25 protein-coding genes, 1 tRNA gene and 1 rRNA gene are annotated in these 26863 nt (G+C 58.7%); 10 read left to right on the forward strand and 17 right to left on the reverse strand.

Going from position 1 to position 26863, the window contains the following annotated elements:
• Positions 1-211 precede the first annotated feature (211 nt).
• A complete protein-coding gene (locus BN1127_RS08735; RefSeq protein WP_005331107.1) occupies positions 212-421 on the reverse strand; it encodes a hypothetical protein in 210 nt (69 codons plus the stop codon).
• A 459-nt stretch (positions 422-880) separates the two neighbouring features.
• Entirely contained in the window at positions 881-1507 is a 627-nt protein-coding gene (lexA, locus tag BN1127_RS08740) for a transcriptional repressor LexA (protein WP_005331106.1), read from the reverse strand.
• 204 nt (positions 1508-1711) lie between these two features.
• On the opposite strand from lexA, the gene plsB reads away from it, so the two are divergent.
• Entirely contained in the window at positions 1712-4135 is a 2424-nt protein-coding gene (gene plsB / locus BN1127_RS08745; protein ID WP_042649167.1) for a glycerol-3-phosphate 1-O-acyltransferase PlsB, read from the forward strand.
• Between the two features lie 64 nt (positions 4136-4199).
• Here plsB and ubiA read toward each other — a convergent pair whose 3' ends face one another.
• A complete protein-coding gene (gene ubiA / locus BN1127_RS08750) occupies positions 4200-5063 on the reverse strand; it encodes a 4-hydroxybenzoate octaprenyltransferase (RefSeq protein WP_005331104.1) in 864 nt (287 codons plus the stop codon).
• Complete coding sequence (locus BN1127_RS08755; protein ID WP_041206721.1) at positions 5060-5611, reverse strand: chorismate--pyruvate lyase family protein; 552 nt, start codon at positions 5609-5611, stop codon at positions 5060-5062. Before BN1127_RS08755 ends, ubiA begins: the two co-directional genes overlap by 4 nt.
• Before the next feature lie 145 nt (positions 5612-5756).
• On the opposite strand from BN1127_RS08755, the gene BN1127_RS08760 reads away from it, so the two are divergent.
• Together BN1127_RS08760 and BN1127_RS21325 are read left to right on the forward strand one after the other, a co-directional pair.
• A complete protein-coding gene (locus tag BN1127_RS08760; protein WP_005331102.1) occupies positions 5757-6191 on the forward strand; it encodes a flagellar basal body-associated FliL family protein in 435 nt (144 codons plus the stop codon).
• A 75-nt stretch (positions 6192-6266) separates the two neighbouring features.
• On the forward strand, positions 6267-6437 hold the full coding sequence (locus tag BN1127_RS21325; protein WP_005331100.1) for a hypothetical protein: 171 nt from the start codon (positions 6267-6269) through the stop codon (positions 6435-6437).
• Between the two features lie 46 nt (positions 6438-6483).
• On the opposite strand, the gene BN1127_RS08765 is transcribed toward BN1127_RS21325, so the two are convergent.
• The 9 genes from BN1127_RS08765 to rfaD all read right to left on the reverse strand — a co-directional run bounded on the left by BN1127_RS08765 (position 6484) and on the right by rfaD (position 15128).
• Positions 6484-6828 (reverse strand): DUF2799 domain-containing protein, encoded by a 345-nt coding sequence (locus BN1127_RS08765; protein WP_081805820.1) that lies wholly within the window; start codon positions 6826-6828, stop codon positions 6484-6486.
• A gap of 179 nt (positions 6829-7007) precedes the next feature.
• Positions 7008-7130 carry a hypothetical protein gene (locus tag BN1127_RS22975; protein ID WP_080675028.1) on the reverse strand — a complete coding sequence of 41 codons (123 nt, stop codon included), beginning with the start codon at positions 7128-7130 and terminating at the stop codon, positions 7008-7010.
• Between the two features lie 72 nt (positions 7131-7202).
• Positions 7203-8183 carry an acrylyl-CoA reductase (NADPH) gene (acuI, locus tag BN1127_RS08770; protein WP_005331088.1) on the reverse strand — a complete coding sequence of 327 codons (981 nt, stop codon included), beginning with the start codon at positions 8181-8183 and terminating at the stop codon, positions 7203-7205.
• 31 nt (positions 8184-8214) lie between these two features.
• Positions 8215-10212, reverse strand: a complete 1998-nt coding sequence (locus tag BN1127_RS08775) for an LTA synthase family protein (RefSeq protein ID WP_081805941.1) — start codon at positions 10210-10212, stop codon at positions 8215-8217.
• A 66-nt stretch (positions 10213-10278) separates the two neighbouring features.
• Positions 10279-10842, reverse strand: coding sequence for an acyltransferase (locus BN1127_RS21335; protein WP_082030019.1), 564 nt, complete (start codon positions 10840-10842; stop codon positions 10279-10281).
• A gap of 767 nt (positions 10843-11609) precedes the next feature.
• Positions 11610-11789: a glycosyltransferase gene (locus tag BN1127_RS22075; protein ID WP_148304720.1), complete on the reverse strand. Its 180-nt coding sequence runs from the start codon at positions 11787-11789 to the stop codon at positions 11610-11612.
• A complete protein-coding gene (locus BN1127_RS08780) occupies positions 11779-13035 on the reverse strand; it encodes an O-antigen ligase family protein (protein ID WP_005327362.1) in 1257 nt (418 codons plus the stop codon). The genes BN1127_RS22075 and BN1127_RS08780 overlap by 11 nt, the downstream gene beginning before the upstream one ends.
• A 22-nt stretch (positions 13036-13057) precedes the next feature.
• On the reverse strand, positions 13058-14164 hold the full coding sequence (locus BN1127_RS08785; protein ID WP_148304719.1) for a glycosyltransferase family 4 protein: 1107 nt from the start codon (positions 14162-14164) through the stop codon (positions 13058-13060).
• 4 nt (positions 14165-14168) lie between these two features.
• Positions 14169-15128 (reverse strand): ADP-glyceromanno-heptose 6-epimerase, encoded by a 960-nt coding sequence (rfaD, locus tag BN1127_RS08790; RefSeq protein WP_005327364.1) that lies wholly within the window; start codon positions 15126-15128, stop codon positions 14169-14171.
• Between the two features lie 146 nt (positions 15129-15274).
• On the opposite strand from rfaD, the gene BN1127_RS08795 reads away from it, so the two are divergent.
• The 5 genes from BN1127_RS08795 (at position 15275) to BN1127_RS08815 (ending at position 21497) form a co-directional block, all read left to right on the forward strand.
• Positions 15275-15919 carry a TetR/AcrR family transcriptional regulator gene (locus BN1127_RS08795; RefSeq protein ID WP_041206718.1) on the forward strand — a complete coding sequence of 215 codons (645 nt, stop codon included), beginning with the start codon at positions 15275-15277 and terminating at the stop codon, positions 15917-15919.
• A gap of 184 nt (positions 15920-16103) precedes the next feature.
• Positions 16104-17294: a glycine C-acetyltransferase gene (locus tag BN1127_RS08800; RefSeq protein WP_081805940.1), complete on the forward strand. Its 1191-nt coding sequence runs from the start codon at positions 16104-16106 to the stop codon at positions 17292-17294.
• Between the two features lie 89 nt (positions 17295-17383).
• Positions 17384-18409, forward strand: a complete 1026-nt coding sequence (gene tdh / locus BN1127_RS08805) for an L-threonine 3-dehydrogenase (RefSeq protein ID WP_005327367.1) — start codon at positions 17384-17386, stop codon at positions 18407-18409.
• A gap of 274 nt (positions 18410-18683) precedes the next feature.
• Positions 18684-19136 (forward strand): c-type cytochrome, encoded by a 453-nt coding sequence (locus BN1127_RS08810; RefSeq protein WP_005327368.1) that lies wholly within the window; start codon positions 18684-18686, stop codon positions 19134-19136.
• Between the two features lie 84 nt (positions 19137-19220).
• Positions 19221-21497 carry a putative bifunctional diguanylate cyclase/phosphodiesterase gene (locus tag BN1127_RS08815; protein ID WP_042649168.1) on the forward strand — a complete coding sequence of 759 codons (2277 nt, stop codon included), beginning with the start codon at positions 19221-19223 and terminating at the stop codon, positions 21495-21497.
• Between the two features lie 27 nt (positions 21498-21524).
• Here BN1127_RS08815 and rep read toward each other — a convergent pair whose 3' ends face one another.
• Positions 21525-23537: a DNA helicase Rep gene (rep, locus tag BN1127_RS08820; RefSeq protein ID WP_041206716.1), complete on the reverse strand. Its 2013-nt coding sequence runs from the start codon at positions 23535-23537 to the stop codon at positions 21525-21527.
• A gap of 152 nt (positions 23538-23689) precedes the next feature.
• Between rep and BN1127_RS08825 the strand changes: the two genes are divergently transcribed.
• Entirely contained in the window at positions 23690-24910 is a 1221-nt protein-coding gene (locus BN1127_RS08825; RefSeq protein ID WP_041206715.1) for a cysteine desulfurase, read from the forward strand.
• A 13-nt stretch (positions 24911-24923) separates the two neighbouring features.
• On the forward strand, positions 24924-25358 hold the full coding sequence (locus BN1127_RS08830; protein WP_005327378.1) for a SufE family protein: 435 nt from the start codon (positions 24924-24926) through the stop codon (positions 25356-25358).
• Between the two features lie 21 nt (positions 25359-25379).
• On the opposite strand, the gene tcdA is transcribed toward BN1127_RS08830, so the two are convergent.
• From tcdA to rrf, 3 genes are all read right to left on the reverse strand, one after another.
• Positions 25380-26216 carry a tRNA cyclic N6-threonylcarbamoyladenosine(37) synthase TcdA gene (gene tcdA / locus BN1127_RS08835; protein WP_041206714.1) on the reverse strand — a complete coding sequence of 279 codons (837 nt, stop codon included), beginning with the start codon at positions 26214-26216 and terminating at the stop codon, positions 25380-25382.
• A gap of 167 nt (positions 26217-26383) precedes the next feature.
• Positions 26384-26460: transfer RNA gene (locus BN1127_RS08840), tRNA-Asp, on the reverse strand.
• A 96-nt stretch (positions 26461-26556) separates the two neighbouring features.
• Positions 26557-26671, reverse strand: a 5S ribosomal RNA gene (rrf, locus tag BN1127_RS08845).
• Positions 26672-26863: the final 192 nt, after the last annotated feature.

Raw genomic sequence — 26863 nt, forward strand, 5'->3', positions numbered from 1 at the left:
AAAACAAAACCTTGATAACTCAACCAGCCGAATGGCGGGGCCAATGAAGGGCTATTGTAACCCGCTCGGCCCCGTTTCTGCCTAGTCCCGAGTCCGGATACCGGGCCGGAAAGGGCCTTACAGGGACGAAACAGGTGCTATCTCCCGATAATCACAAGATAAAGAAAAGCCCCACGCCAGGTGGGGCTCACACACGGCTCGGGGAGCGGGCTCAGGGTCGCAGTCTGCGCAGCCCCTGGGGGCGCCGGATCGTGGCGCGCAGCGGGATGACCGGGGCCGTCCAGGGTGCATCTGGCAAACCGATGTCGTGGTGGCGGCGAAACAGACGAACCAGGCGGACAATCTTGTCCTTGGGGCACCCCAGCCAGATGGTCCAGCCATCTCCCTTGTGATACACCCAGAGCGCATAAAACCACGTCATCCGACTGCCCTTGATGAATCGGGTGATGGAGGATACGGGGGGTGCAGCCGGACCCGGATCCCACGGTGAGCTTGAAGCCATACCTGTCCTCCTTGCTCAACAGGCCACGCCGACCAGTGTTCCCGCCATCAGGAGGCAGACCGAACACCGTCGCGTACTGACTGTATTGAGTCGTCCAACTGCCTGACGACTCTCCCTTTCTTGCCCCGCACCGACTCAGCGGTGATGCATCCCTGCGATCCATGCTGACCTGGCAGTACACTCAAGGTCATGGCGGTTATCCGGCCATGACACTGCGGGCCTTCTCAAAGGATATATCCGAAATGCATGATGCGTGGCGGTACTGTTTGCGGCGAATCTGGGCGGTGGCAATGGCGGGGATCGGGGAGAAAAGGGGAGCGGGGAAAAGCGCAAAAACGAAGAGGCCTCCCGCAGGAGGCCCCTTGGCATGTTCGATGCCTACATCCAGTCGGCGTTGCGGATCACCCCGACCGCCAGCCCTTCGATGGTCAGATGCTGGCTGGAGAGATCCACCTCGATGGGGGAGAGATCTTCGTTTTCCGGCAGCAACCACACCTGGCTGCCCTTGCGCTGGAAGCGTTTGACGGTGACGTCTTCATCGAGACGCGCCACCACCACCTGGCCGTTGCGCACCTCCTGGGTCTTGTGCACCGCCAGCAGATCCCCGTCCATGATGCCGATGTTCTTCATGCTCATGCCCTGCACCCGCAGCAAGAAGTCTGCCCGCGGGTGGAACAGGGCGGGATCCACCTGATAGTGGCTCTCGATATGCTCCTGGGCCAGGATGGGCTCACCGGCCGCGACCTTGCCGATGAGCGGCAGGCCGCTCTCTTCTGCCGCAGCCTCCTCTTCCTCGAGCAGCAGACGGATGCCGCGGGAGGTGCCGGGCATGATCTCGATGACCCCTTTCTTGGCCAGGGCCTTCAGATGTTCCTCGGCCGCATTGGCCGACTTGAAGCCAAGCTTCTGGGCGATCTCGGCGCGAGTCGGCGGCATGCCGGTCTCGCTCATGTTCGCCTTGATAAGCTCCAGCACTTCAGCCTGGCGGGGGGTAAGGGGTTTCATAGCATAGGCACCTGTCTTTTTATACAGCACACTGGCAGTATATACAGTGCTGTGGCCAAGGCAAGGCGTTGCTGATATTTGTCCTCACCTTGTCGCAAAAATCCCGCACCTTCTATCCTGAAAAGGCACTCATCCTACCTCTCGGCGACAAGCCGTCGGTGATTTGCTATGCTCACGCCGCATTTTTTTGGAGAGCAGACGCACATGTCCCTTGGACAGAACATTTCCAGAGCCATCCTGCAATGGCCGGTCAGTGGCTTGGTCAATCACAAGAGCCTGCCGGAAAATCCCATCACGGAACTCAAGCTGGATCCGGCAAGACCCATCGTCTATGCCCTGAAGACCAGCTCGATCACCGACCTGATGACCCTGCAACAGTGCTGTGAGGATCTCGGCCTGCCCGGCCCGTTCACGCCGCTGGAGCTGGGTGGCCAGCTGCTGCCGCGCTACGTCTGTCTGGATCGTCCACCTCCCCTGTTTGGCACGCGCAACAAGCCGCTGCCCTTCCTGCAGGAGTTCCACCAGCTGCTGGACTTGCACAAGCAGGATCCCGAGCTGGATATCCAGGTGGTGCCCGTCACCCTGTTCTGGGGCCGCGCCCCCGGCCGGGAAGGCGAGGAAGCCTCAGGCTGGAACATCATCAGCAGTCTGGCCCCGAACCGGCTCAAGAAGGCGCTGATCGTGATTCTCAAGGGGCGTGAAAACCTGGTGCGCTTCTCCCCGCCGCTCTCATTGCGCTACATGGCGGACAAGCACGGCACCGACGAGGCCATCGCCCACAAGCTGGCGCGGGTGGCCCGCACCCACTTCAGCCGCCAGCAGCTCGCCGCCACAGGTCCCAAGCTGCCGAACCGCAACCTGCTGTTCAAGCAGTTGCTGGAGTCGAGCGTGATCCAGCAGGCCATCGAAGAAGAGGCCAGACGGGAGGGGATTAGCCTGGAGAAGGCGCAGAAGCGCGCCCATGGCTACATGGACGAGATCGCCTCCAACTTCTCCTTCCGGCTGATCCGCCTCGGGGAGACTTTCCTCGGCTGGCTCTGGAACAAGCTCTACCGCGGCCTCTCGGTCAACGGTGCCGAGCAGGTGCGCCAGCTCGCCCAGGAAGGGCACGAGATAGTCTACGTACCCTGCCATCGCAGCCACATGGACTACCTGCTGCTCTCCTACGTCATCTATCACCAAGGCATGGTGCCGCCCCATATCGCGGCGGGCATCAACCTCAACTTCTGGCCGGCGGGCCCCATCTTCCGTCACGGCGGCGCCTTCTTCATCCGTCGCACCTTCAAGGGCAACCCGCTCTACAGCACGGTATTTCGTGAATACCTGAACCTGCTGTTCGCCAAGGGCTACTCGGTGGAGTTCTTCACCGAAGGGGGTCGCTCGCGCACCGGCCGCCTGCTGCCACCCAAGACCGGCATGCTAGCCATGACGCTACAGGCTATGATGCGCGGGCTGGACAGGCCGGTGACCCTGGTGCCCGTCTATCTGGGGTACGAGCACGTGATGGAGGTGAACACCTACCACAACGAGCTCAAGGGCAGCCGCAAGGAGAAGGAGAGCTTCCTGCAGGTGCTCGGCATACTGCGCAAGCTGCGCAACTACGGCCGTGGCTTCGTCAACTTCGGCGAGCCGCTGACCCTCAACGGCTACCTCAACGAGAAGGTCCCGGAGTGGAAGGCCCACATCGGCAAGGAGGAGCGCCCGGAGTGGATGGCCCCCACCGTCAACCAGCTGGCCGAGCTGATGATGACCCGTATCAACGATGCAGCCGCCGTCAACGGCCTGACTCTGAGTGCCCTGGCGCTGCTGGCCGCCGAGCGCCACGTCCTGACCCGGGACGAACTGCAGGCCCAGCTCAATACCTATCTTGACCTGCTCAAGCAGGTGCCCTACAGCCCGCACAGCACCATCCCGGACGAAGATGCCAAAACCCTGCTGGATCAGGCCATGGAGCTCAACAAGTTCGAGGTGAGCGAGGACAAGCTGGGTCAGATCATCAGCCTGGACCGCTATCAGGCGATCCTGCTGACCTACTACCGCAACAACATCCTCCACCTGTTCGCCATGCCCTCCCTGGTGGCGGCCTTGATCGAACGCTGCGAGGGGATCTCCCGCAGCGAACTCGTTGCCCGCTGCATCGACATCTACCCGCTGCTCAGGACGGAGCTGTTCCTGCGCTACCAAGAGGAGGAGCTGCCAGAGCTGGTCGATGCCCTGCTGGCCGAACTGCAACGCCAGCAACTGGTCGAGGCGCGCGACGGCGGCTACTGGGTCAATCCGGGCAACCAGACCCGCCTGTTGTTGCTGGCCGAGAGCATTCAGGAGACGCTGCAGCGCTACGCCATCGTGCTGACCCGGGTGCTGGCCCAGCCCCGCATAGAGGCAGAGCAGCTGGAGGCGGACGGCCTGATGATGGCGGAGCGCCTCGGCACCCTGCACGGCATCAACGCCCCCGAGTTCTTCGACCAGAAGCTGTTCAGCACCCTGATCCACACCCTGCGCAGCGAAGGCTATCTGGACACCGGCTGCAAGCCGGATCTCGGCCGCTTCCAGGCGCTGGCCGACAACATAGTGCCGCTGCTGAGCAACAAGATCCGCCGCACCATACAGGCGGGAAACCGGCTCTAACCACCATCTTACAGCCAACAAAAAGGCCGCATCATGCGGCCTTTTTCATCTGAGCGGGGCAGGACTACAGGTAGTGAACGATCACCCCGAGCAACACCAAGGCTCCCACATAGTTGTTGTTGAGGAAGGCCTGGAAGCAGGCCTCCCGCTGCCGCTCCCGGATCAGCCGCTGCTGATAGACGAACAGCGCTGCCGCCCCCAGCAGACCCCAGTAATAGCCGGATCCCAGCGCCATCAGCTGACCCACCCCCAACAGGATCAGCAGGGTCGCCAGTTGCAGCACGCCGATGATCCGCTTGTCGTGATGGCCAAACAGGATGGCGCTCGACTTGAGTCCGAGCTTGAGGTCATCGTCCCTGTCCACCATGGCGTACTGGGTGTCGTAGGCAATGGTCCACAGCAGATTCGCGAGAAACAGCAGCCAGGCAACCGGCGGCAGGGCGTTGGCCTGGGCCGCATAGCCCATGGGAATGGACCAGGAGAAGGCCATCCCGAGCACCAGTTGCGGGATCGGAATGAAGCGCTTCATGAAGGGGTAGCAGACCGCCAGCAGCAGGCCGGCGAACGACAGCCCTATGGTGAGCGGGTTCAGGGTCAGCACCAGGGCGAACGAGACGAGCGCCAGCACGGCGAACAGTATCAGCACCTCCCGCGCGTCGACCCGCCCCATGGGCAGTGGTCGCCCGGCGGTGCGTTTCACGTGACCGTCGAAGTTGCGATCCGCATAGTCATTGATGACGCAGCCGGCAGAGCGCATCAGGAAGACCCCCACCACGAACACGGTCAGGATCCAGGGGTCCGGCAGCCCGCCCGCCGCAAGGCAAAGTGCCCACAGGGTCGGCCACAGCAGCAAGAGGGTGCCGATGGGCTTGTCGATGCGGGCCAACTGCACATAGGCCAGTCCCCGCTCCTTGGTTAACAGCTTCACTCCAGCTCCTTATGCGATGGCAGCGAATGAGACGATAGCGAGGGCAGGAAGAGTTCGTGGACCAGCAAGGGCCACTGCCCCAGATAGAGACGGGAACGGCGCCCCCAGACGGTGGCGGCCGGACACCAGGGATTGCTCGCGATCTCGAAGCTGGCCAGTTGCAGGTGATCGCGCCGCGCCGGCGCATCACCGAAGATGCGCTCCCCCAGTGGCTGCTCCCCCAGATCCTGCAGACCGCTCCCCTGCAGCGCCGCCTCGGCAAACAGAGTCCAGCCCAGCACCGCCGGTCCATGATCACCGTGCAGTATCACCTCGCGGCAGATCCCCACGGGATCCGCCACGGCCACCAGCGCCTGTTCGTCCGCCCCCAGCGACACGCTGCGATTACCGAGCAGTTGCACCGAGAGGTGACTATTGTAGCGCCGCAGGCGCCGGGTCATGGAGTCGGCCTCCAGCAACCAGGGGCGCAGCGCCTCGGGGGGCTCACACTCTGCGGGTGCCCGCCAGGGGACGAGCTGGATGAGGGGAACAGTCAACTCGGACTTCACAGCTTCACCATCCGGAGATTTCCGTTGTCAGGTTAAAATCCGGTTTATTATCCGTAAATCAATGGCGAATTGTAAGAACATCCGTGCTTGACGGCCCCGATGGCAGCATCAAAAATGGGGCATCCGTCGCTGCCGAGCCATCTAGATGAAGATCTTCAGAATTCTGCTGGTGTTATCCCTGGGCTGTACCCTGTTGAACACCCACGCCTTCGCCAACGAGGACGCGGCCGCCGATCCGGCCTCCGCCGCCGTCCAGCCGGGATTCGCCTATCATGCGCTGGATCCGGACATCATCACCAACTACCTCGGCGATGGCAAAACCCTGGGCTATGTGCGGGTGACCGTGGAGCTGATGGCCGAAAATGCCGCCGATCTCAAGTTGCTGGAACAGCACGACCCCCTGATCCGCGACGCCATCATCCGCCTGATTGGCAGCAAGACAGGCGCCCAGATCAAGTCGCTGGTGAGTCGGGAAGATCTGCGCAAGGAGTGCGAGGCCAGGGTCAACGAACTGCTGGTCAAGGAGACCGGCAAGAAGGCGGTGCGCGAGCTCATCTTCACCAAGTATCTTTATCAGTAATGAACCCTGAGCAGGAGGTCGACCGGCAGCCTGCTCTCCCTACCGCTCCCCTTCACGGTCGAGGAAGTCATCGTCATGGGCCACAAGACGCTGTGTGAATGGCGCCGTCACGAGATCCCCGCCGATCTCAAGACACTGCGCAAGATATTGCGCAAACCCAAGTTCGTGTGCGGCAAGTGTGCCCGCAGCGCCAATGACAAGGAGTACCTGTGCCAGCCGCTGCGACTGAAGGAGAAGGGGGAGTAAGTCCCTTCACGCCCGGTCGTGCAAGAGTCTGAAGAAGAAGGGGGCGTTATTGATCAGTCCAGCCGTGGCGGCCCTGCTCGACCAGCCGGCGGGCCTGGACGTCATTGGGACAGACGCCGCGGTACTCCTCCCCCGACCGACCGGCCAGATAGAGGTGCTCGGGGCGACAATACCAGGCCAGTCCCTTCTGGCGGCCCTGCTGCCACATGGCAACGTCCACCTTGTCACCGCACTGGGTCTGGTGGAATGCCACCCTGTCGTCGGCAAACCCCAGCTTGCCATCGGCCTCCCCGACGTCGCTCCACACCTTCTCGCAGGGATCGTCCGAGTTGGAGACACAGCCCCCGAGCAGGGCGGCACAGAACATGATGACGAGTGAGCGCATAATCATCCTTGGGCGTCGTTTGAGTTGTTTATGGCGTCTCTGGCCTGACGGGCATCCAGCTTCCCACAGCGCCATTTGAGCAGTTCATTCTAACCAGAGCCTCACCCCGCCACCAAGGGTGCAGGCTGCCGAACGCACAAAAAATCGGGCGGGCCACCAGGCCCGCCCGCATGCGTTACAGGGAATCACTGATCGTCGAGGGGGTCATAGTCCTGCCAGCCCTCGTCGTCCAGCTCCTCCAGCTCGTCTTCCCAGGATTCCGGCTCCCACTCATCGTCGAGCTCGAAATCCGGCGTCTGCGTACCCATGCTCATTCTCCTTGGATAGTGCACCGGCCTTCAAAGTCTATCCAGAAAAATGGGGCTCGCCAGTGGACCCGGTCAGAGCTTTATCAGGGTGCGACCCGCCACCCGACCCTGGGTGATGGCCTCGGCGGCCTCCACCACCTGCTCCAGTCCGATCTCGGTCACCGCCTGGGCGAAGAAGCTGGCGGGCAGATCCCGCGCCAGCCGCTGCCACGCCAGTTGACGACGCGCCAGCGGGCACATCACCGAATCCACTCCCTGCAGCCGCACGTTGCGCAGGATGAAGGGCATCACACTGGTGGGCAGATCGAAGCCGCCCGCCAGGCCGCAGGCCGCCACGGCGCCGCCATAGTTCATCTGGGCCAGCAGCTTGGCCAGTGCCTGGCTGCCGACGGTATCGACCGCCCCGGCCCACAGCTGTTTCTCCAGCGGCTTGGCGGGCTCCAGCAATTCGCTGCGCGGCACTATGCGACTCGCACCCAACGCGGTCAACATGGCTCCCTGCTCTTCGGGGCGACCGGTCAGGGCAGCCACCTGATAACCAAGGGCCGCCAGCAGGGCCACGGCGGTGGAGCCAACCCCGCCCGCCGCGCCCGTCACCAGGATCTCGCCGCTGTCGGGGGTGATGCCCGCGTCCTCCAGGGCCAGCACGCAGAGCATGGCGGTGAGACCGGCGGTGCCGATGCACATGGCCTGGCGCTCATCCAGTCCGGCGGGCAAGGGTACCAGCCAGTCAGCCTTGACCCGCGCCTGCTCGGCCATGCCGCCCCAGTGGCCTTCCCCCACGCCCCAACCGGTCAGCACTACTTTGTCGCCTGCCTGATAGCGACCATCCGCCGATTCGAGCACCGTGCCGGCGAAGTCGATACCGGGCACCAGCGGCCACTGGCGCACTATCTTGCCCTTGCCGGTGATGGCCAGCCCGTCCTTGTAGTTGAGGGAGCTGTAGCTCACCGCCACCCGCACCTCGCCCGCCGGTAACTGGCTCTCGTCCAGCCGGGTCAGGGTCGGCACCGTCTTGCCGTCTTGGTTTTCCAGTAACAGAACCTTGAACATGCTTGCCTCTCTATGGGTTAAGGGGAAACATTCACTCGCTCGCGTCATCAGCGATCACGCCCGCGACTCTGGCATTAAGCTGCCAGCGCAGCAATGCAGGATAAGCCTGCACCCGCTGCCGCTGCGCCTCATCGATCGGCTGTGCGGCCTCATCCAGATACCAATTCTCTCCCGAGACCCAGGAATACCTGACGGGATTGCCAGTCAGGGGATAGGCGCCATCTGCATCGATCCAGACAGTCTCGTTGTAGCCAAACGCCCGCGTCGGATCGTCCTGTGGCGCCAGCAAATTGCGTCCACCGAGCGCCTGATAGGGCATGTCCGAGAGGCTGAAGGTGTAGAGCGTAGGGAAGATGTCCTTGTGGGAGCCGGGGCGCTCCGGCTCAAAACGCCAGGGCACTCGATCTAGGATCTCTTTGGGAACATAGAGATAGAAAGGCACAGCCCGATCAAGCATCTGCTCGGCGGGATAGTAGGCCTTGACCCTGCGCATCTGGTGATCGCCGCTGGCGGCGATCAAGGTGTGGGTGCCGAGCGGCGAATCCTTGATGTCGGTCACGAAATGTCCGAAGGCATCGGCCGCATATTGGTAGGTGCGCAGAATATTGAGCTGATCGATCTGGCCCGCTTCGGCGTGACGTCGCACCCCGTCGGTCACGGACACTGGCTGTGGTACGTAATGGGGTGGCACTACATAAGGCGGGTGATTCGTCACGGTCAGGATACTGATAAAGAGCGGCTGTTTCGCCTCTTTGAGCAGCGTCTCAGCCAGTCGGTAGGCATATTCGTCGGGCAGCCCCCAGTCTGTAATTTCCTTGGCCGACTCCGGATACATCTCCAACAAGGCATTCTGGTCATATAGCGCATCGACCCCCTGCACCGGCAAATAATTGACCAGATTGCGCCACATCATATTGCCCGGCGAGATGAAGATGACGCGATAACCCGCCTGCTTATAAGTGGAGAATGGTGTATCCGTCAGCGCCTTGGATTGCGCCGAGGAATGGCTGAGGTTCTCCCTGGGGCTGTGGAAAAACAGCGCAGCCAGGGAAGGAGCGGTGCCATTTCCCTCCGACACGAAACGCTTGAAGACGAAATCCTGACGGAACGGTTCGCGCAAACTCCCCAGCAGATCGTTTTTACCCGGTTCATCCAGCGCCAGCATATTGCTGCCAAAACTCTCCATCAGGCTCATCACCACATGGGGCTGATGGTCGGCCAACCAGGTATTGATCGGCGTTCGGCCAGCCAGTGAATCGAGCCCGGTGGCGCCGAGCAGTTTTATTCCCTCTGCGGCATCAACCTTCTCGAAACGAATATCTTCCTTGTGATCCTTGATGGCCCAATCGATAGCCATCAGACCGTTGGGAGTCAATTTATTGAGCACCGTCAGATCGGAAACCTGCGCATTGCCACGGCGAAGGGGAAACGTCCCCACACTGCCTCGCGCAGCAATGGCGACCAGCACGACAGAGAGAACCAATACCCCCCAGAACAGCGTGCCCGGCCAGGGTCGCAGCGTCATGGCGCGAGTGCGGTAACTGAACCAGACCGGAGGGAGCGCCAGCAGGATGGCACCGAGGACACCCTTGATAACCGGATAGTCTTGCCACAAATTAGCCAACACGGCGCGAGTATCATCATCAACCAGACCGAAGGCGAACACATCGATATGGTTGTGATAGGTCTGGTAATAGAAGTAATTGCCGATTGCGACGCCGGCCACGATAAACGCCGTTATTCCCACCAATGTTGGCAAACTGCGCCACAAATACCCCCAGCCCCTATTCCAACCGGCGAGCCCCAGCCCCAACACCAGGAAAGGCACGACCGTCATCCCTGCGATTCGCAGGTCGTAGCGCAAGCCCGTGCCCCACATGCGCAACAGATCGCCCCCCTTGTCGGCCACCTGAGCAGGCTCGACGAAGGAGCAAAACATGGCAAAGCGCGCGACCATGAGGAGCAATGCCAACCAGATGAGTTGGAACCAAATCAGGGGTAATAATTTTTTAAGGCGGGTTTGATACATGATCATGGCTCGTGTTATATCTTGTTTCACATTTAATAATACCATTTAAAATGAAATATATCATTACTAATATGTTAAGGTGGTATTCCAGCTTACATCTCTTGAAACTTCCCGCGCAGGGCAACCCACTGCAACTGTATTTTCATTGATTTTATTAGTGACAATAGAATTAATACCAATAACACTGTCATTACCAATATCACCTCCCTTTAAAACAACAACACCATCGGCTAGCCAAACTCTATCACCAATAGTGATACTTTTAGCGTGATTAATCCTCACCCCATCTTTGATAATATCATGACCATCGGATGTCATTATCTTTATGTTTCTTGAAAACATGCAGTCATTACCTATTGCCAAGTTTACATTTCGTTCCCGGCATGATAAATACGTATTTTCACCAAATACAGAATTAGCACCGATAAACACATGACAATCTTTACCATCGATTTCTATTTTAACCCCTCTTAGGTTTACACCAGAATTAAGTGTTAATGAACACCCATGTCCTTTCAATGAAATATTGCACGCCCTTATTCTTGTTCGCCCTAAAATAATAATATTATTTCCTTCCTGACACCGAACCTTATTTCTTAACCAGAGCTTGACTTTTTCTACAGCAAACATACCCCCCCCCTTACATATTTATTTTCATCAAAGCCACTTGCAGACAAGAACTATTATATACAGTGCTATTTAAATGAATATCTTGCTCTCATAAGCTTATAATAATGCCCCCTTCATTACATTACTAACATATTCATTAAGCCGAGGTTGATTGGCATTCCCAACATCAAAACTCAATAAATATATTTCTTTATCTTTTAACTGAAATATCATCTGAATTACAATACACATTACAGACTCACTTAATTTCGCTTTTTATTTTAAAAAATAAATGTCATTTACTGAAGATCCGCGTCCTACAATTGAATAACTTTACCAAACGTCACAATCTCTGACATGGGAAGCGAAGTTGTAATTTCCTTTGAAAAAACATTTAATGATGAAAACTTTTCTTTGGAAAAACATTAATACAAGGCGATTTTCTGACAGCCATTTATAGGTGGTAAACATATCTTAAGAAAGGCTATTATAAAAAGTCTACTTTTAAGAAAAAAATGACTGCGTATTATGACAATCCATATATAGTCACTCGTTAGGTGCTTCATAGTAGTATGATACTTGGCATATAAAACATATGGCGACATAAAAATAGCTAAAGCAATTAGCACACCGATAATTCCATAGCGAACATAACTATCAAAATATTGATTATGGTAATGTGCATGTTTGAATCCCAGTGCAGTGCTAGTTATCATACCGGCCTGGTATTTTTACTCCATTATAAACTTTCTTAACTTTAGCGTAATGGCAAAGTTGAAATTAAAATTTTATTGAAAAATAATGTTACGAGCAATCGCTTCTTCCTCTATAAGCGAACCTTCACGGCAAACTAACGTTGTCTTAATACCGTATTGATCAAAAGCATTTGCCAATTTTAAGGCATCCAACTCCATGCCACCACTAAAATGAGAAAAGCATAAAATTGCCATATACTCATTATTCTGCATTGTTTTTCCTAATTTCCGCACTATTATTCAACATGGTGATCTTCACTAAAAGCAGGAACGATACAAACGTAATTCCTGAGTTATGACTTATAAATGCCTGGCTGAGGCTATAGTCAACCAGCGTTAATGACGTAACGGCCAGCATGATTGGGAAAAGAGAGTCATCCCCCCTATGTTTGTAGAATAAATACAACGGATAGAGGTACATACTTAATAACGCCAATAGCCCAATAACTCCTCGTTTAGCCATTTCATCAAAAAATTGATTGTGTGCATGGAAATTAAAATCATATAGAAAATCTGATATTTCACCAGCCGCTAACTGAGCTGCATGTGCCTGTTGCAAACCATTATTTCCCCAACCGAATAATGGTTTTTTCTGGAATGCATCAAGAGCACTATACCAAAGCTGAAAACGAATCCCTATAGATGTATTTTTATTTCCACCATCCACAAACTGCACAATATCACTGCGCGCAACTTGAATACGTTCAGCAACACCTGTTTGTGGTATCGCGACAACCGCTAATAAACCTAACCCAAAAACCGCTGCGACTATTTTATCTATCCGGCAGAGATTACCTCTGAAGTGACTAATGATGGTTAATATAATTAGAGGCAACAAGACCCAACCACCACGAGTACCAGACAAAAAACTCCCGAGCATTCCCATGGCACAAGCAAACAACATAAACATTGCTGTTTTAACATTACCCTTTGATTTATACCAAAAATAGCCACACAGACAGAGTAAGCCCAGCGTCATACTGATGTTGCCAGCCTGAATAGGCATAATATCGCCAAATGCTCTTTCCATTCCCAGATAAAACTTATCGTAGATTGCAATAGCGCCCGCAATACAAGCCCCCACCGCAAACCCAAAAATCAGGCTAACGAGACGAGCAGGATACCGAGATAGTAAAGGTAAGGTCATTGCCGCCATTAGCACACGACTGGGACGGTCAAATTCACGTAACTTGCCACCATCCAGCCATATAGAGAGGCCCTGCACAAAGACGTAAGCGAAAAAGATCAATGCCAATATTTTTACTTCCCTTGGCATATTCATCCAATAAGATGGCCGCCAACAAACGGTGAGGCTCGCTAGCAGCAATATCGCAGGCCCGTAGGAATATCCACTGGGAATGGCTAATGTTAATGCGCCAAATAAAAATGCGGACACCTGAACCAGGTTGTGAAGGATATTTATACGCAATGGCAAAATAATAGGGCTAGCCAATGTCATGAAAGTGTATTCCTAGAAAATGTCATCTTTGCCGATAGTGTACACACAATGCTTCCAGATGCTGGGACATATCAAATTCTTGCTCGGCCCGCTCGCGAGCCAATTTCCCCAGGCGATCACTTAATTCAGGATCTCGCAGCAGTACCTTGATCTGCCCAGCGATAACTTGCGGCTGCAATGGATCGGCCAACAGCCCCACGCCACCTAACACTTCTGGCACCGCGCCGGTGGTGGCGCCGACGATGGGTTTGCCAGCAGCCATCGCCTCGATCACGGTGAGGCCGAAGGCCTCGTTGTGAGAAGGGATCACCACCACATCCATCGCCTGCAACATGCGGGCGGTATCTCGCCGGAAGCCGGAAAAATGCACCGCACCACCGAGTTGACGCTGGGCAATGTCGCACTCCAGCTCGGCGACGAAGGGCTCATCGGCCCCCTCGGTGGCAAGCGTCCCCCCCACCAGCAGCAGTTGGAGATCGGTAAATTCGGCGCGCAGCAGCGCGAAGGCATCGAGCAATTCACGCTGGCCTTTGCCGGGGCTGAAGCGTCCAACCATGCCAATCAGGAGGCCATCAGCAATACCCAGCTCACCACGAATAAGGGCTGGCTCTTCCTTGCAAGAGGTCAACTCGGTGCCCAGCCACAGCCGCTGAATACGCTCGGCGGGGAGCGGTAAGGCGGCGCGATTGCGCCTCAGTGTCTCATCGCTGATGGAGAGCACCCTATCGACCTTGCCGTAGATCCAGCGATGCAGTGGATCCTTCTTCGGCCGTTTCGAGCCCATATGTTCGGTGAAAATGAGGCGAAACGAGGAAAAAGTGCCAAGTAGTGCGGCCAACAGCAGATCGCTGGACTTGTGGCAGTGCACGATCTCGATGCCGCTTTGCTTCATCCAGCGCAGCAGCGCAGGCAGGCGCAAGATGGCCTGATTGCGTGATGGGACCTCAATCACCCCGAAGCCGGCAGCCTTCATGTCAGCGGCGACCCGGCTGCCCGTCAGCGCCAGCCCGAACAGGTGCCAACCTCGTTCGATCAGCTCCTTGCCAACGCGGATGGGGTACATCTCCAGCCCCCCCCAACCCTGGGAGAGACAGATTTGCAATGCGCTACCCGGCGCTGTCGTCTCCACCGGATCAAGCCCGGTTCAGCCAGGCCATGTAATCGGCCACGCCTTCGGCCACCGTCTTGAACTCGCCGTCATAACCGACGCCGCGCAAGCGGGTCAGATCGGCCTGGGTGAAGCTCTGATAGCGACCCTTGAGGTGATCCGGGAAGGGGATGTACTCGATGGCGCCTTGCTGGTGATGCTTGATCACGGCCTCGGCCACGTTCTGGAACGGCTCGGCACGGCCGGTGCCGCAGTTGAAGATGCCGGAGTGCTGCGGGTTCTGCCAGAACCAGAGGTTCACCTTGCAGACGTCGTCCACATAGATGAAGTCGCGCATCTGGCCGCCGTCCGGGAAGCCGTCGCAGCCCTCAAACAGCTTGGGATTGTCCCCCTGCTTCACCTGGGTATTGAGGTGGAAGGCGACGGAGGCCATGGAGCCCTTGTGCTGCTCGCGCGGGCCGTAGACGTTGAAGTATTTCAGGCCAACGACCTGAGAGTCGATCTCCGGCAGCCAGCGGCGCACGTATTGATCGAACAACTGCTTGGAGTAGCCATAGACGTTGAGGGGCTGCTCGAACCTGGGATCTTCGATGAAATTGTCGTTGCGGCCGCCATAGGTCGCGGCAGAGGAGGCATAGATGAAGGGAATTTCCCGCTCGATGCAGTAGTGGAACAGATCCTTGGAGTACTCGTAGTTGACCTCCATGATGAACTTGCCGTTCCACTCGGTAGTCGCGGAGCAGGCACCTTCGTGGAAGATCACCTCGATGCCGCCATCCCACTCTTCAAACTCGTCACCGGAGACGATCCGCGCCTGGAACTCGTCCTTGTCCATGTAGTCGGCGATGGTGAGATCGACCAGGTTGACGAACTTGGTGCCGTCGGTCAGGTCGTCGATGACCACGATATCGGTCCGTCCTTGAGCGTTCAGCTGCTTGACCAGATTGCTGCCGATAAAGCCAGCACCGCCAGTTACTACGATCATGGAGTTTGCCTCGCGTACGTTGATGGCCCCGTGTGACTGCCTGTTAAAGCTGTGTATAGTGGGCCAATTTGAAATTGCCGAAAAGTTTATCACGGGCCGCCAGGGGATTCGACCTCGGCGCACAGTGCCCGGCAGAGGGATCAGTGATGAAGACCAGAGACAGGATCATCCACAGCGCCACCGAGCTGTTCAACGATCAGGGTGAACGCAACATCACCACCAACCACATTGCCGCCCATCTCGGCATCAGCCCGGGCAACCTTTATTACCACTTCCGCAATAAAGAAGACATCATCCACTCCATCTTCGATCAATACGCCCGCCACCTGAGCGAGAGCTTCACTCCGGCCCGCAGCCACGAGATCAAGCTGGAAGATCTGATGGGTTATCTGGATGCCATCTTCTATCTGATGTGGCAGTTCCGCTTCTTCTACGCCAACCTGCCGGACATCCTGAGTCGCGACGAACCCTTGCAGCACAAGTACCTCAAGGCCCAGGAGCAGCTGCGCGCCGCCGTGGAGGCGCTGCTCAGGAGCCTGCGCGAGGGGGGCATCATAGACGTCAGCGACGAAGACCTGCCGGACCTGGGCCAGACCATCAAGATGGTGGTCACCTGCTGGATCCCGTTCCAGATTGCCCAGGCCCCCCATACCCGCATCACCAAGCCCTTGCTTTATCAGGGGGTCTTGCGGGTGCTCTTCCTGCTGCGCCCCTATGTGCAGCCCCAGGTGACCGCCCAGATCCGTCAACTGGAGCAGCACTACCACCAACTGGCCCAACCAGCAGGGTGAGATCTGTTTCACAATTGTTGAATATCAGCATAATAATTTGAATTGGTGCGCAACGATTGCAGTAAAATGTTGCCCATTCCAGGGTCTGTCGACGTTTCGTCATGACCACGACGTCGTCACTCCGTGCGCCTCGCACGGCCCCAGATCCTGATAACACAGTCGACACAGTCAATGAGGACCGATGATGTCTAACGGATTCTATCGTCACCTGGCCGAACAGCTCGAACAGGTCAAGGCGGAAGGGCTATACAAGCAGGAACGCATCATCACCTCGGCTCAGCAGGCCCAGATTGCGGTGGGCGGCGAACAGGTACTGAACTTCTGTGCCAACAACTACCTGGGGCTGGCCAACCACCCGGATCTCATCGCGGCGGCCCATCAGGGGCTCGACAGCCACGGCTTCGGCATGGCCTCGGTGCGCTTCATCTGCGGCACCCAGGATCAGCACAAGGCGCTGGAGCAGAAGCTGTCCGCCTTCCTCGGCACCGAGGACAGCATCCTCTACTCCTCCTGCTTCGATGCCAACGGAGGTCTGTTCGAGACCCTGTTCGGCGCCGAAGACGCCATCATCTCAGATGCACTCAACCACGCCTCCATCATCGACGGCGTGCGGCTGTGCAAGGCCAAGCGCTATCGTTACGCCAACAACGACATGGCCGAACTGGAAGCCCAGCTCAAGCAGGCCAACGCCGATGGCACCCGCTTCAAGCTGATCGCCACCGATGGCGTGTTCTCCATGGACGGTGTCATCGCCGACCTCAAATCCATCTGCGATCTGGCCGACAAATACGACGCTCTGGTGATGGTGGATGACTCCCACGCGGTGGGCTTCATCGGCGAGAACGGCCGTGGCACCCACGAATACTGCGGCGTGCTGGACAGGGTCGACATCATCACCGGTACCCTGGGCAAGGCGCTCGGCGGCGCCTCCGGCGGCTACACCTCTGGCAAGAAAGAGGTCATCGACTGGCTGCGTCAGCGCTCCCGTCCCTACCTCTTCTCCAACTCCCTGGCCCCCTCCATCGTCTCGGCCACCATCAAGGTGATCGACATGCTGGCCGACGGCCACGCGCTGCGTGCCAGCCTGAAAGCGAACAGCGAGTATTTCCGCACCCGGATGAGCGCAGCTGGCTTCACCCTGGCCGGTGCCGATCACGCCATCATCCCGGTCATGCTGGGGGATGCCAAGCTGGCCGCCGAGATGGCGAGCCGCATGCTGGCCGCCGGCATCTACGTGGTGGGCTTCTCCTTCCCCGTGGTGCCCAAGGGCCAGGCCCGCATCCGTACCCAGATGTCTGCCGCCCATACCCGCGAGCAGCTGGACAAGGCCATCGATGCCTTCATCCGCATCGGCCGCGAGCTCGGTGTGATTTGATCACATGGCTAGCTGATTAAAACGGGGGCCAAGGTTGGGCCCCATTTTATTACCCTCTGTACCCGGCACAGCGCCGTGAGGAATCTGTCATGAAAGCACTCTCCAAACTCAAATCCGAAGCCGGCATCTGGATGACGGACGTCCCGGCTCCCGAGCTCGGCCACAACGATCTGCTGATCAAGATCCGCAAGACCGCCATCTGCGGCACCGACATGCACATCTACAACTGGGATGAGTGGGCCCAGAAGACCATTCCCGTGCCCATGGTGGTCGGTCATGAGTACGTGGGAGAAGTGGTCGCCGTCGGCCAGGAAGTGCGCGGCTTCGCCATCGGCGATCGCGTCTCCGGCGAAGGCCACATCACCTGCGGCCACTGCCGCAACTGCCGCGCCGGTCGCACCCACCTGTGCCGCAACACCATAGGGGTCGGCGTCAACCGCCCGGGCTCCTTCGCCGAATACCTGGTGATCCCGGCCTTCAACGCCTTCAAGCTGCCGGACAACATTCCCGACGAGCTGGCCGCCATCTTCGATCCGTTCGGCAACGCCGTGCACACAGCCCTCTCCTTCGATCTGGTGGGTGAAGACGTGCTCATCACCGGCGCCGGCCCCATCGGCATCATGGCTGCCGCCGTCTGCCGCCACGTGGGTGCCCGTCACGTGGTGATCACCGACGTCAACGAATACCGCCTCGAATTGGCCCGCAAGATGGGTGCCACCCGCGCCGTCAACGTGGCCAAGGAGCAACTCTCCGACGTGATGGCCGAGCTCGGCATGACCGAAGGCTTCGATGTGGGGCTGGAGATGTCCGGCGTGCCCAGCGCCTTCCAGGACATGATCGACAAGATGAACCACGGCGGCAAGATTGCCATGCTCGGCATTCCCCCCTCCACCATGGCCATCGACTGGGGCAAGGTGATCTTCAAGGGACTGTTTATCAAGGGTATCTATGGCCGCGAGATGTTCGAGACCTGGTACAAGATGGCCAGCCTCATCCAGTCTGGCCTGGATCTCAGCCCCATCATCACCCATCACTTCCACATCGACGACTTCCAGCAGGGCTTCGAAGCCATGGGGTCAGGCAAGTCCGGCAAGGTGATCCTGAACTGGGATTGATGAATCCAGATAACGGCCTGTGGATGTCATGTGCGAAGGCCCGGTCCGGCACCGGGATCCTCAGTGGAGACAAGTCAGTTTTTTTCACGGCTGATTGCAAAAACCCGGCGAAAGCCGGGTTTCTTTTTGTGGTTGCCTTACCCGCCGCCCCTGCCGCCTCAGAAACTTTGTTCGCAGATTGCTTAACACTTCACACACAAGCGTTTAAATGCCTGTAACTATTCGGTTATAATCCCGTCGTTTTCTAGGGATAATAAGAGCCTGCTGGGAGTACATGAGCGTGTTGAAAAAACTAAGCTATTTGCTGGCTGCCGGGATGGCGGCCGCCACCCTGTCCGGCGCCGTCTTTGCCGCCGATGAAATGTCGACGGAAGCCATCGCCGAGCGCATAGCACCGGTCGGTCAGGTCTACACTGCCAAGGATCTGGAAGGCATTGCGACGGCCGCGGCCGCGCCTGCTGCTGCCTCGTCCGGTCCCCGTGATGGCGAGACAGTGTTCAAGGGCGCCTGCTTTGCCTGCCACGACACCGGCGCGGCCGGCGCGCCCAAGCGCGGGGACAAGGCCGCCTGGGAACCTCGTATCGCCCAGGGGTTCGACACCCTGCGCAAGCATGCCATCGAGGGCTTCACCGGCAAGGCCGGCATGATGCCGGCACGGGGTACCTGCGCGGCCTGTAGTGACGAAGAGATCGAAAACGCCATTCACTACATGATCGACAAGCTCTAAGTGGTTGAAAGGGCTCCTATTGCAGCCCTTTCAATCCAATCACTTCCGACTACGCTTGTAGGTGAGTTTATTCGGGAGTATTGCATGTCAGTCCAGCCCCTTACACCGCCAGATCCCCCCCCCCTGCTGGCGGTCGTTTCTTCCATCATGAATTTTCCCGCGCCCGGCATCGCCTCCCATGAGGACTACGCCAGACTGGTGCGGCAGCTGGACAGTATCTGCCCCCTGCAGCACTTTACCATGCTGGGGCTGGCCGATGGTGGCCTGCACTGGCTGTATGAACATCAGCTGCCCGAGGCGTTCAAGCAACAACTGGGGCGTGAAGAGCCCCGCCTCACCGAGCAGCTCACCCGGCTCGATGAACACCAGGGCTGGTGCGTGCAGGCGGTGGAGCACTATGGGGTGCAATGGCTGCTGGCCCGCGGCGCCCCCGAACAGCTCCCGACCCTGAGGCTGCTGCTGGAGTGTCTGGCCAAGCGCCTGCACGAAACCCAGACCGGCACTCAGCTGGCGGGGCAGGCCTCCCCCCTGATGCAGCGGGATCCCCATTGGCAGCAGAAGATTGAAAAAATCAGCCGCATCATGCGGTTGGCCCACAATCTGCCGCAGCATGCGCTGTTTTCCCAGCTGGAGGCGGTGCTGCGCCAGATGCTGGACGTCAATGACATGCTGCTGGTCCGCCTCGACAACCAGTGGCTGGAGAAACTCTATCCGACGCGGCTCGCCTACGAGGACGACGTCATCCGGGCCCTGTGCCACAGCACCAACAACATCGAACGCAGCGAGGCCGGGGTGTATTGGTACAGCCTGCCCCTGCGTCAGCAACAACAGTATTTCGCCCATCTCATCATCAACAGGAATCAGCCGCTGGAAACCGATGACAGGCTGTTCCTCGACTTCCTGCGCCACCAGTTGACCCTGTTACTGGAGCTCAAGCGAGTCAGGCAGCAGCTGGATGAGCTCAACTCGGAAGAGTCCATCAACCAGCGGCTCCAGCAACTTCGCCAGACCAATCTGCGGTTGCAGAAACGGCTCAGACATCATCAGGAGCTGGAGCGGCGGCTCCAGTTCAATGCGCTGCACGATCCCCTGACCCAGTTGCCGAACCGGGCCCTGCTGATGAATCACCTCCATCATGCCATGACCCGTTATCGCCGCTATCAGGCGGCCGGCTTCACCCTGATCTTCGCCGACGTGGATCACTTCAAGCAGATCAATGACGCCCTGGGCCACAGTGCCGGTGACCAGTTGCTGCAGGAGCTGGGCAAACGCCTGCAGAGCTGCATCCGGCAAAATGACATGGTGGCCAGGCTCGGGGGCGACGAGTTCGTCATCTATCTGGACAACAGCCAGCAGGAGGAGGACGTCAGCCCGGTGCTCAACCGCATCGTCGGCCGCATCGCCCACCCGTTCCGGCTGCAGGGCAATGAGCTGACCGTCACCCTCAGCCTGGGAGTGGCCAGCGTGTCGGAGCAGACCACGGACATCAGCGAGCTGCTGCACCAGGCCGATCTCGCCATGTATCAGGCCAAGCGTAATGGTCGCAGCCGCATCGTCATGTACTCAGACGCCTGCATGGAGCACGTAGGTTCGCCGGAAGAGCGGCTGTTCAGGGCCTTGCGGGAAGGCAGGATAGTGCCCTACTTCCAGCCGGTGATCAGGCTGAAGGAGAGTCGCCTGGTGGGGCTGGAGGTGATGGCGCGCTGGATCACCGAGGAGGGAGAACTCAAGGACGCCTTCGACTTCATTCCCCTGGCCGAGCAGTGCGGCCTCATTCAGGATCTGGATCGCCAGATCCTCAGACGTACCTGCCAGCAGTTGAAGAGCTGGCTGCAGGTTTCGGACGGCGGCCGCTTCAAGATAGCGCTCAACCTGTCCGGCAAGCACCTGGCCAGCCGCGAGCAGATCATGGCGCTGGTTCACATCATGGAGGAGGAGGGGGTGATACCTGGCTACTTCATCTTCGAATTCAACGAGCGGGAGCTCTCCAGGCAGAGTGCCGACTCACTCACCTCCCTGCACGAACTCAGGGCCAAGGGGATCCAGATCAGCCTCGACGACTTCGGGACCGGCTTCTCGTCCCTCAACGCCCTGTTCCACTTCCCGGTGGACTACATCAAGGTGGATGACAGCTTCACCCATCGCATGCTGAACTCCCCCAAGGACTTGGCGCTGATCCGCGCCATGCGGGACATCTGCCAGGATCTCGACTTCACCCTGGTGGTCGAGGGCATAGAGAACCAGCAGCAGTTGCAGAAACTGATCGAGCTGGGCTGCGCCATGGGACAGGGGCGCCACATCTCCCCGCCTCTGCCGGGGGCTGACATCACCCCCTTGCTGGGCCAGGCAGGTGCAGGCTAGCAACGGCCAGCCTCACCCCTTCTTGCCTTAATCCTTCTTGAACAGCGCCCGCAGGTTGGCGACCCCGACCTGCCCCTTCTGCTGTCGCTCCTCGGCGGTCACCACCTTACGGTTTTCCCACTCCAGATCGTCCTGGGGCAGCTCCAGCAGGAAGCGGCTCGGCTCGGGGCGCACCGATTCCCCGTATTGACGGCGTTCCTTGCAGAGGGTGAAGGTGAGCTCGGTCTGGGCCCGGGTGATGCCCACGTAGGCGAGGCGCCGCTCCTCCTCCACATTGTCTTCATCTATGCTGGTCTGGTGGGGCAACAGGCCTTCTTCCATCCCCACCATGAAGACGTAGGGGAACTCCAACCCCTTGGAGGCGTGCAGCGTCATCAGCTGCACCTGATCCGCATCATCCTCCCCCTCGTTGCGCTCCATCATGTCGCGCAGGGTAAGGCGGGTGACCACCTGGGCGAGCGTCATGGCCTCCTCCAGCTCATCCCCTTCCAGCATCTCTGTGATCCAGCGATAGAGGGTGGAGACGTTCTGCATCCGCATCTCGGCCGCCTTCGGGCTGGGGGACGTCTCGTAGAGCCACTCCTCGTAGTGGATCTCCTTGATCATGTCCCGCACCGCCTCCACCGGGTTGCCGCGCAGGGCCTGATCACCGAGTCGCACCAGCCAGTTGGTGAAGGCCTGCAGGGCCACCAGACCACGGCCGGAGAGCGATTGTTCCAGCCCCAGCTCGAAGCTGGCGGCAAACAGGCTCTTGCCGCGCTGGTTGGCATACTGGCCAAGTTTCTCGAGCGTGGTGGGGCCGATTTCCCTGCGCGGCAGATTGACCACCCGCAGGAAGGCGGTGTCTTCGTCCGGATTCACCAGCAGCTTGAGGTAGGCCATGATGTCCTTGATCTCGGTGCGGGAGAAAAACGAGGTGCCGCCCGAGATGCGATAGGGGATGCGGTTGGTCATCAGCGCCTTCTCGAAGATGCGCGACTGATGATTGCCCCGATAGAGGATGGCGTAATCCTTGAATCGGGTGCGGTTCATGAACTTGTGCCCCATCATCTCGGCAGCGATCCGCTCCGCCTCGTGCTCCTCGTTCTTGGCGAACAGCACCTTGACCGGCACCCCGTAGTCGAGCTCGGAGAAGAGCGCCTTGTCGAACACATGGGGGTTGTTGGCAATCAATATGTTGGCGCATTTGAGGATGCGCCCCTTGGAGCGGTAGTTCTGTTCCAGCTTGATGAGTTTGAGGCTGGGGAAATCCTCGTTCAGCAGCACCAGGTTCTGCGGCTTGGCACCGCGCCAGGAGTAGATGGACTGATCGTCATCCCCCACCACGGTGAAGCGGGCCCGCTCGCCGACAATCTGCTTCACCAGCTCATACTGGCTGGTGTTGGTGTCCTGATACTCATCGACCAGCAGGTAGCGGATCTTGTTCTGCCAGCGGGTCCGCACCTCCTCGTTGTTCTTCAGCAGCAAGGTCGGCATCACGATGAGGTCGTCAAAATCCAGCGCGTTGTAGGCCACCATCTGACGGTGGTAACGCTCATAGAGCTGAGCCATCAGCACCTCTTCCGGCCCCCGGGCGATGCGCATGGCCCGCGCCGGCAGGATGAGGTCGTTCTTCCAGTTGGAGATTTGGCTGATAAGGGCCGACAGCTTGTCCTTGTCGTTGTCGAGCTCCGCCTCGGTCAGCTCTTTCAGCAGCGCCAGCTGGTCGGTGTCGTCGAACAGGGAGAAGTTCGCCTTGAGATTCAGGCTCTTGTGCTCGCGACGAATGATGTCGAGCCCCAGGGTATGGAAGGTGGAGACCATGAGCCCCCGCGCCTCCTTGCGACCCAGGGTCTGGCCGACCCGCTCCTTCATCTCCCGCGCCGCCTTGTTGGTGAAGGTCACAGCCGCGATGTTGCGGGCGTTGTAGCCGCACTGCTGCACCAGATAGGCGATCTTGTTGGTGATGACGCGGGTCTTGCCCGATCCGGCCCCCGCCAGCACCAGGCAAGGGCCGGAGACAAACTTGACCGCTTCGTTCTGATTGGGGTTGAGCTTCATGGGCCGGATCTCTTGGCTTATGATGAGGGGCGGCATTGTAACAGAGATCCCGCGGGCAGCCGAAACCGGACACAGGATCCCGCCACTTCGCCTTGTGTTTGCCCGTCATTTTCCGGATCATGGCCGACTTTTCCAGAGGAGATAAGGGGAGCATGAATCAGCAACAGCACGCCCAATTGCGTAGCCAGTTTCCGGCCCTGGCGCAGGAGGTGAACGGCCACCCTCTGATCTATCTGGACAACGCCGCCACCACCCAGAAGCCCCAGGCGGTGCTGGACGCCATCGCTCACTACTATCGGGCCGACAACGCCAACGTACACCGCGCCGCCCATGCTCTGAGCGGCCGCGCCACCCGCGCCTTCGAGGCAGCCCGCGAGACGGTCGCCCGCTTTATCAATGCGCCCCGCAGCCACGAGGTGATCTGGACCCGCGGCACCACCGAGGCGATCAATCTGGTGGCCCAGAGCTGGGGCATGGGCGAACTCAAGGCGGGGGACGAAATCGTCCTCAGCACTCTGGAGCACCACGCCAATATCGTCCCCTGGCAGTTGATTGCCGAACGCACCGGCGCCGTAATTCGGGTCATTCCGCTGGATAAGCGCGGAGATCTGGATATGGAGGCTTACCTGGCCATGTTGGGGCCGCGCACCCGGCTGGTGAGCGTGGCCCATGTCTCCAATGCCCTCGGTACCGTCAATCCAGTGAAGCAGATAGTGGCGGCCGCCAAGGCGGTCGGGGCCCTGACCCTGATCGACGGGGCCCAGGCAGTGGCCCATCTAGAGGTGGATGTACAGACCATAGGCTGCGACTTCTACGCCTTCTCCGGTCACAAGCTCTACGGTCCGACCGGCATAGGCGTGTTGTGGGGCAGAACCGGATTGCTGGAGCGGATGCCGCCCTGGCAAGCGGGGGGCGAGATGATCGACAAGGTCAGCTTCAGCGGCACCACCTTCAATACCCTGCCCTTCAAGTTCGAAGCGGGGACCCCCCATATCGCCGGGACCATTGGCCTGGCTGCCGCAATCGACTTTATCAGGACGCAAGACAGGTCTGCCCTGGTGCGCCACGAACAGGCACTCACCGACCATCTGATCGCTGGCCTGCGGCAGGTGCCGGGCCTGCGCCTCATCGGGGAACCAGCACAACGGGCCGGCGCCGTCTCCTTCCTGCTGGACGACATCCACCCCCAGGATGCCGCCACCCTGCTCGATATGCAGGGGATCGCCCTGCGCGTCGGCCATCACTGCGCCATGCCGCTGATGGACTCGCTCGGTATCGGCGGCACTATGCGTGCCTCGCTGGCCTGCTACAACAACCGGGACGATGTGGACGCCCTGCAGGCCGCCCTGCACAAGTTAAGCGACTTCTTTTAAGGCAGACAATTTCATGAGTAGCCTCGCAACCTATACCCGGATCGGCCTGGAACCCAACGCCGACACTATCCGCCAGCAATTTGCCGCCACCCATGGCTGGGAGAACCAGTACCGGCTTATCATCCAGCTAGGCAAGCTACTACCCGCCTTGCCCGCAGAATGGCAGACCGAAGAGCACCGCCTGAAAGGGTGTGAGAGCCAGGCCTGGCTAAAGGGAGAAGTGGGTGAGGACGGCAGCTGGCACTTTGCCTGCGATTCCGATGCCCGCATCGTGCGTGGTCTTATCGTCATCGTGCTGGCGGCGCTCAACCACCAACCTGCAGCGGCGATCCAGTCCTTCGACATGGAGGACTATTTCACCGAACTGGGGCTTGAGAAACACTTGAGCCCGTCGCGGGGCAACGGGCTCAGAGCTATCGTACTGGCGATCCGGGAACAGGCAGTCTAACCCCCCTTGTTCAGTGGTCGATCAGGCTTCGCCAATCGACCCTATGTCTTCATTCCCGGCCTCTTTCTCGGCACGGGCTCCCCGTTCGGCAATCTTCTTCAATACCCGGGAGGCGGCGACCAAGCCAAAGGTGGCCGTCACTGGCGTCACGGCGCCGAAGCCGGAGGCGCAATCCATCTTCATATTGCCGTCGCTGGCGGCCTTGGCCTGACAGGTGCCGCCATGGCCGTCCGGGTAGCTCAACTGTTCGGTTGAGAAGACACACTCCACCCCGAACTTGCGCGCCGGATTCTTGCTGAAGTTGTGCAGCCGGCGCAAGTCGGAACGCACCTTGGCGGCCAGCGGATCCTGAATGGTCTTGGCCAGATCGGCCACGGTGATCTGGGTGGGGTCCATCTGCCCGCCTGCACCACCCGCCACAATCACCGGGATCTTGTTGCGCTTGCAGAAGGCAATCAGCGCCACCTTGGCCTTGACCGAGTCGATGGCATCCACCACATAGTCAAACTCCCGCTTGATATGCTCGGCCAGGTTGTCGGCGGTAACGAAGTCATCCACCTCGATCACCTCGCAATCCGGGTTGATGGCACGAATGCGCTCGGCCATCACCTCTGTCTTGAGACGACCAACTGTCCCTTGCATAGCATGGATCTGGCGATTGGTATTGGTGATGCAGATATCATCCATGTCAATCAGGGTGATCTGGTTGATGCCGGCACGGGCCAGCGCCTCTGCCGCCCAGGAGCCGACCCCGCCTATCCCCACCACGCAGACTTTCGCCTGGCTGAAGGAGCGCAGCGCACTCTGACCATAAAGACGGGCAATGCCCCCGAATCGCTGTAGATACTCTGCTTTCATACCACCACCTTGCTTGAGGGCGGCCATTATAGCGACAACCATGGGCGGCGGCGAGTTTCAGATGAGCGTGAATCGGGATGAAACAACGAAATCGGGCTAACTGAGATGAGATAGAGAGAGCGTAGAGACGAAAAAAAGCCCAGTCTGTCGACTGGGCTTCTTGTTAGTGGCGGAGCGGACGGGACTCGAACCCGCGACCCCCGGCGTGACAGGCCGGTATTCTAACCGACTGAACTACCGCTCCGCAGTCTGGTTAGCTTGCGCTAAAGCTGTTGCCGCTTGGGTGAGGTGTCATCCTCGCAGCCAATCGTCATGATTGTGCACAACTGTTTAATTGGGTGCCTGGCAGTGTCCTACTCTCGCATGGCGAATGCCACACTACCATCGGCGCTACCGCGTTTCACTTCTGAGTTCGGCATGGGATCAGGTGGTTCCACGGCGCTATGGCCGCCAGGCAAAAAACTTCATCTGGAAAGCTGACGTGAGTAGTGATGTTGCGCTTGGCTTGTCACTATCACTGAATTAGGTAAGTAGTTCTTCGATTTGCTACAAGGCCCAGAACACTTCTTGGGTGTTGTATGGTTAAGCCTCACGGGTAATTAGTATGGGTTAGCTCAACACGTCGCCGCGCTTACACACCCCACCTA

It is taken from the genome of Aeromonas media, assembly GCF_000819985.1.
Lineage (GTDB): Bacteria > Pseudomonadota > Gammaproteobacteria > Enterobacterales > Aeromonadaceae > Aeromonas > Aeromonas media.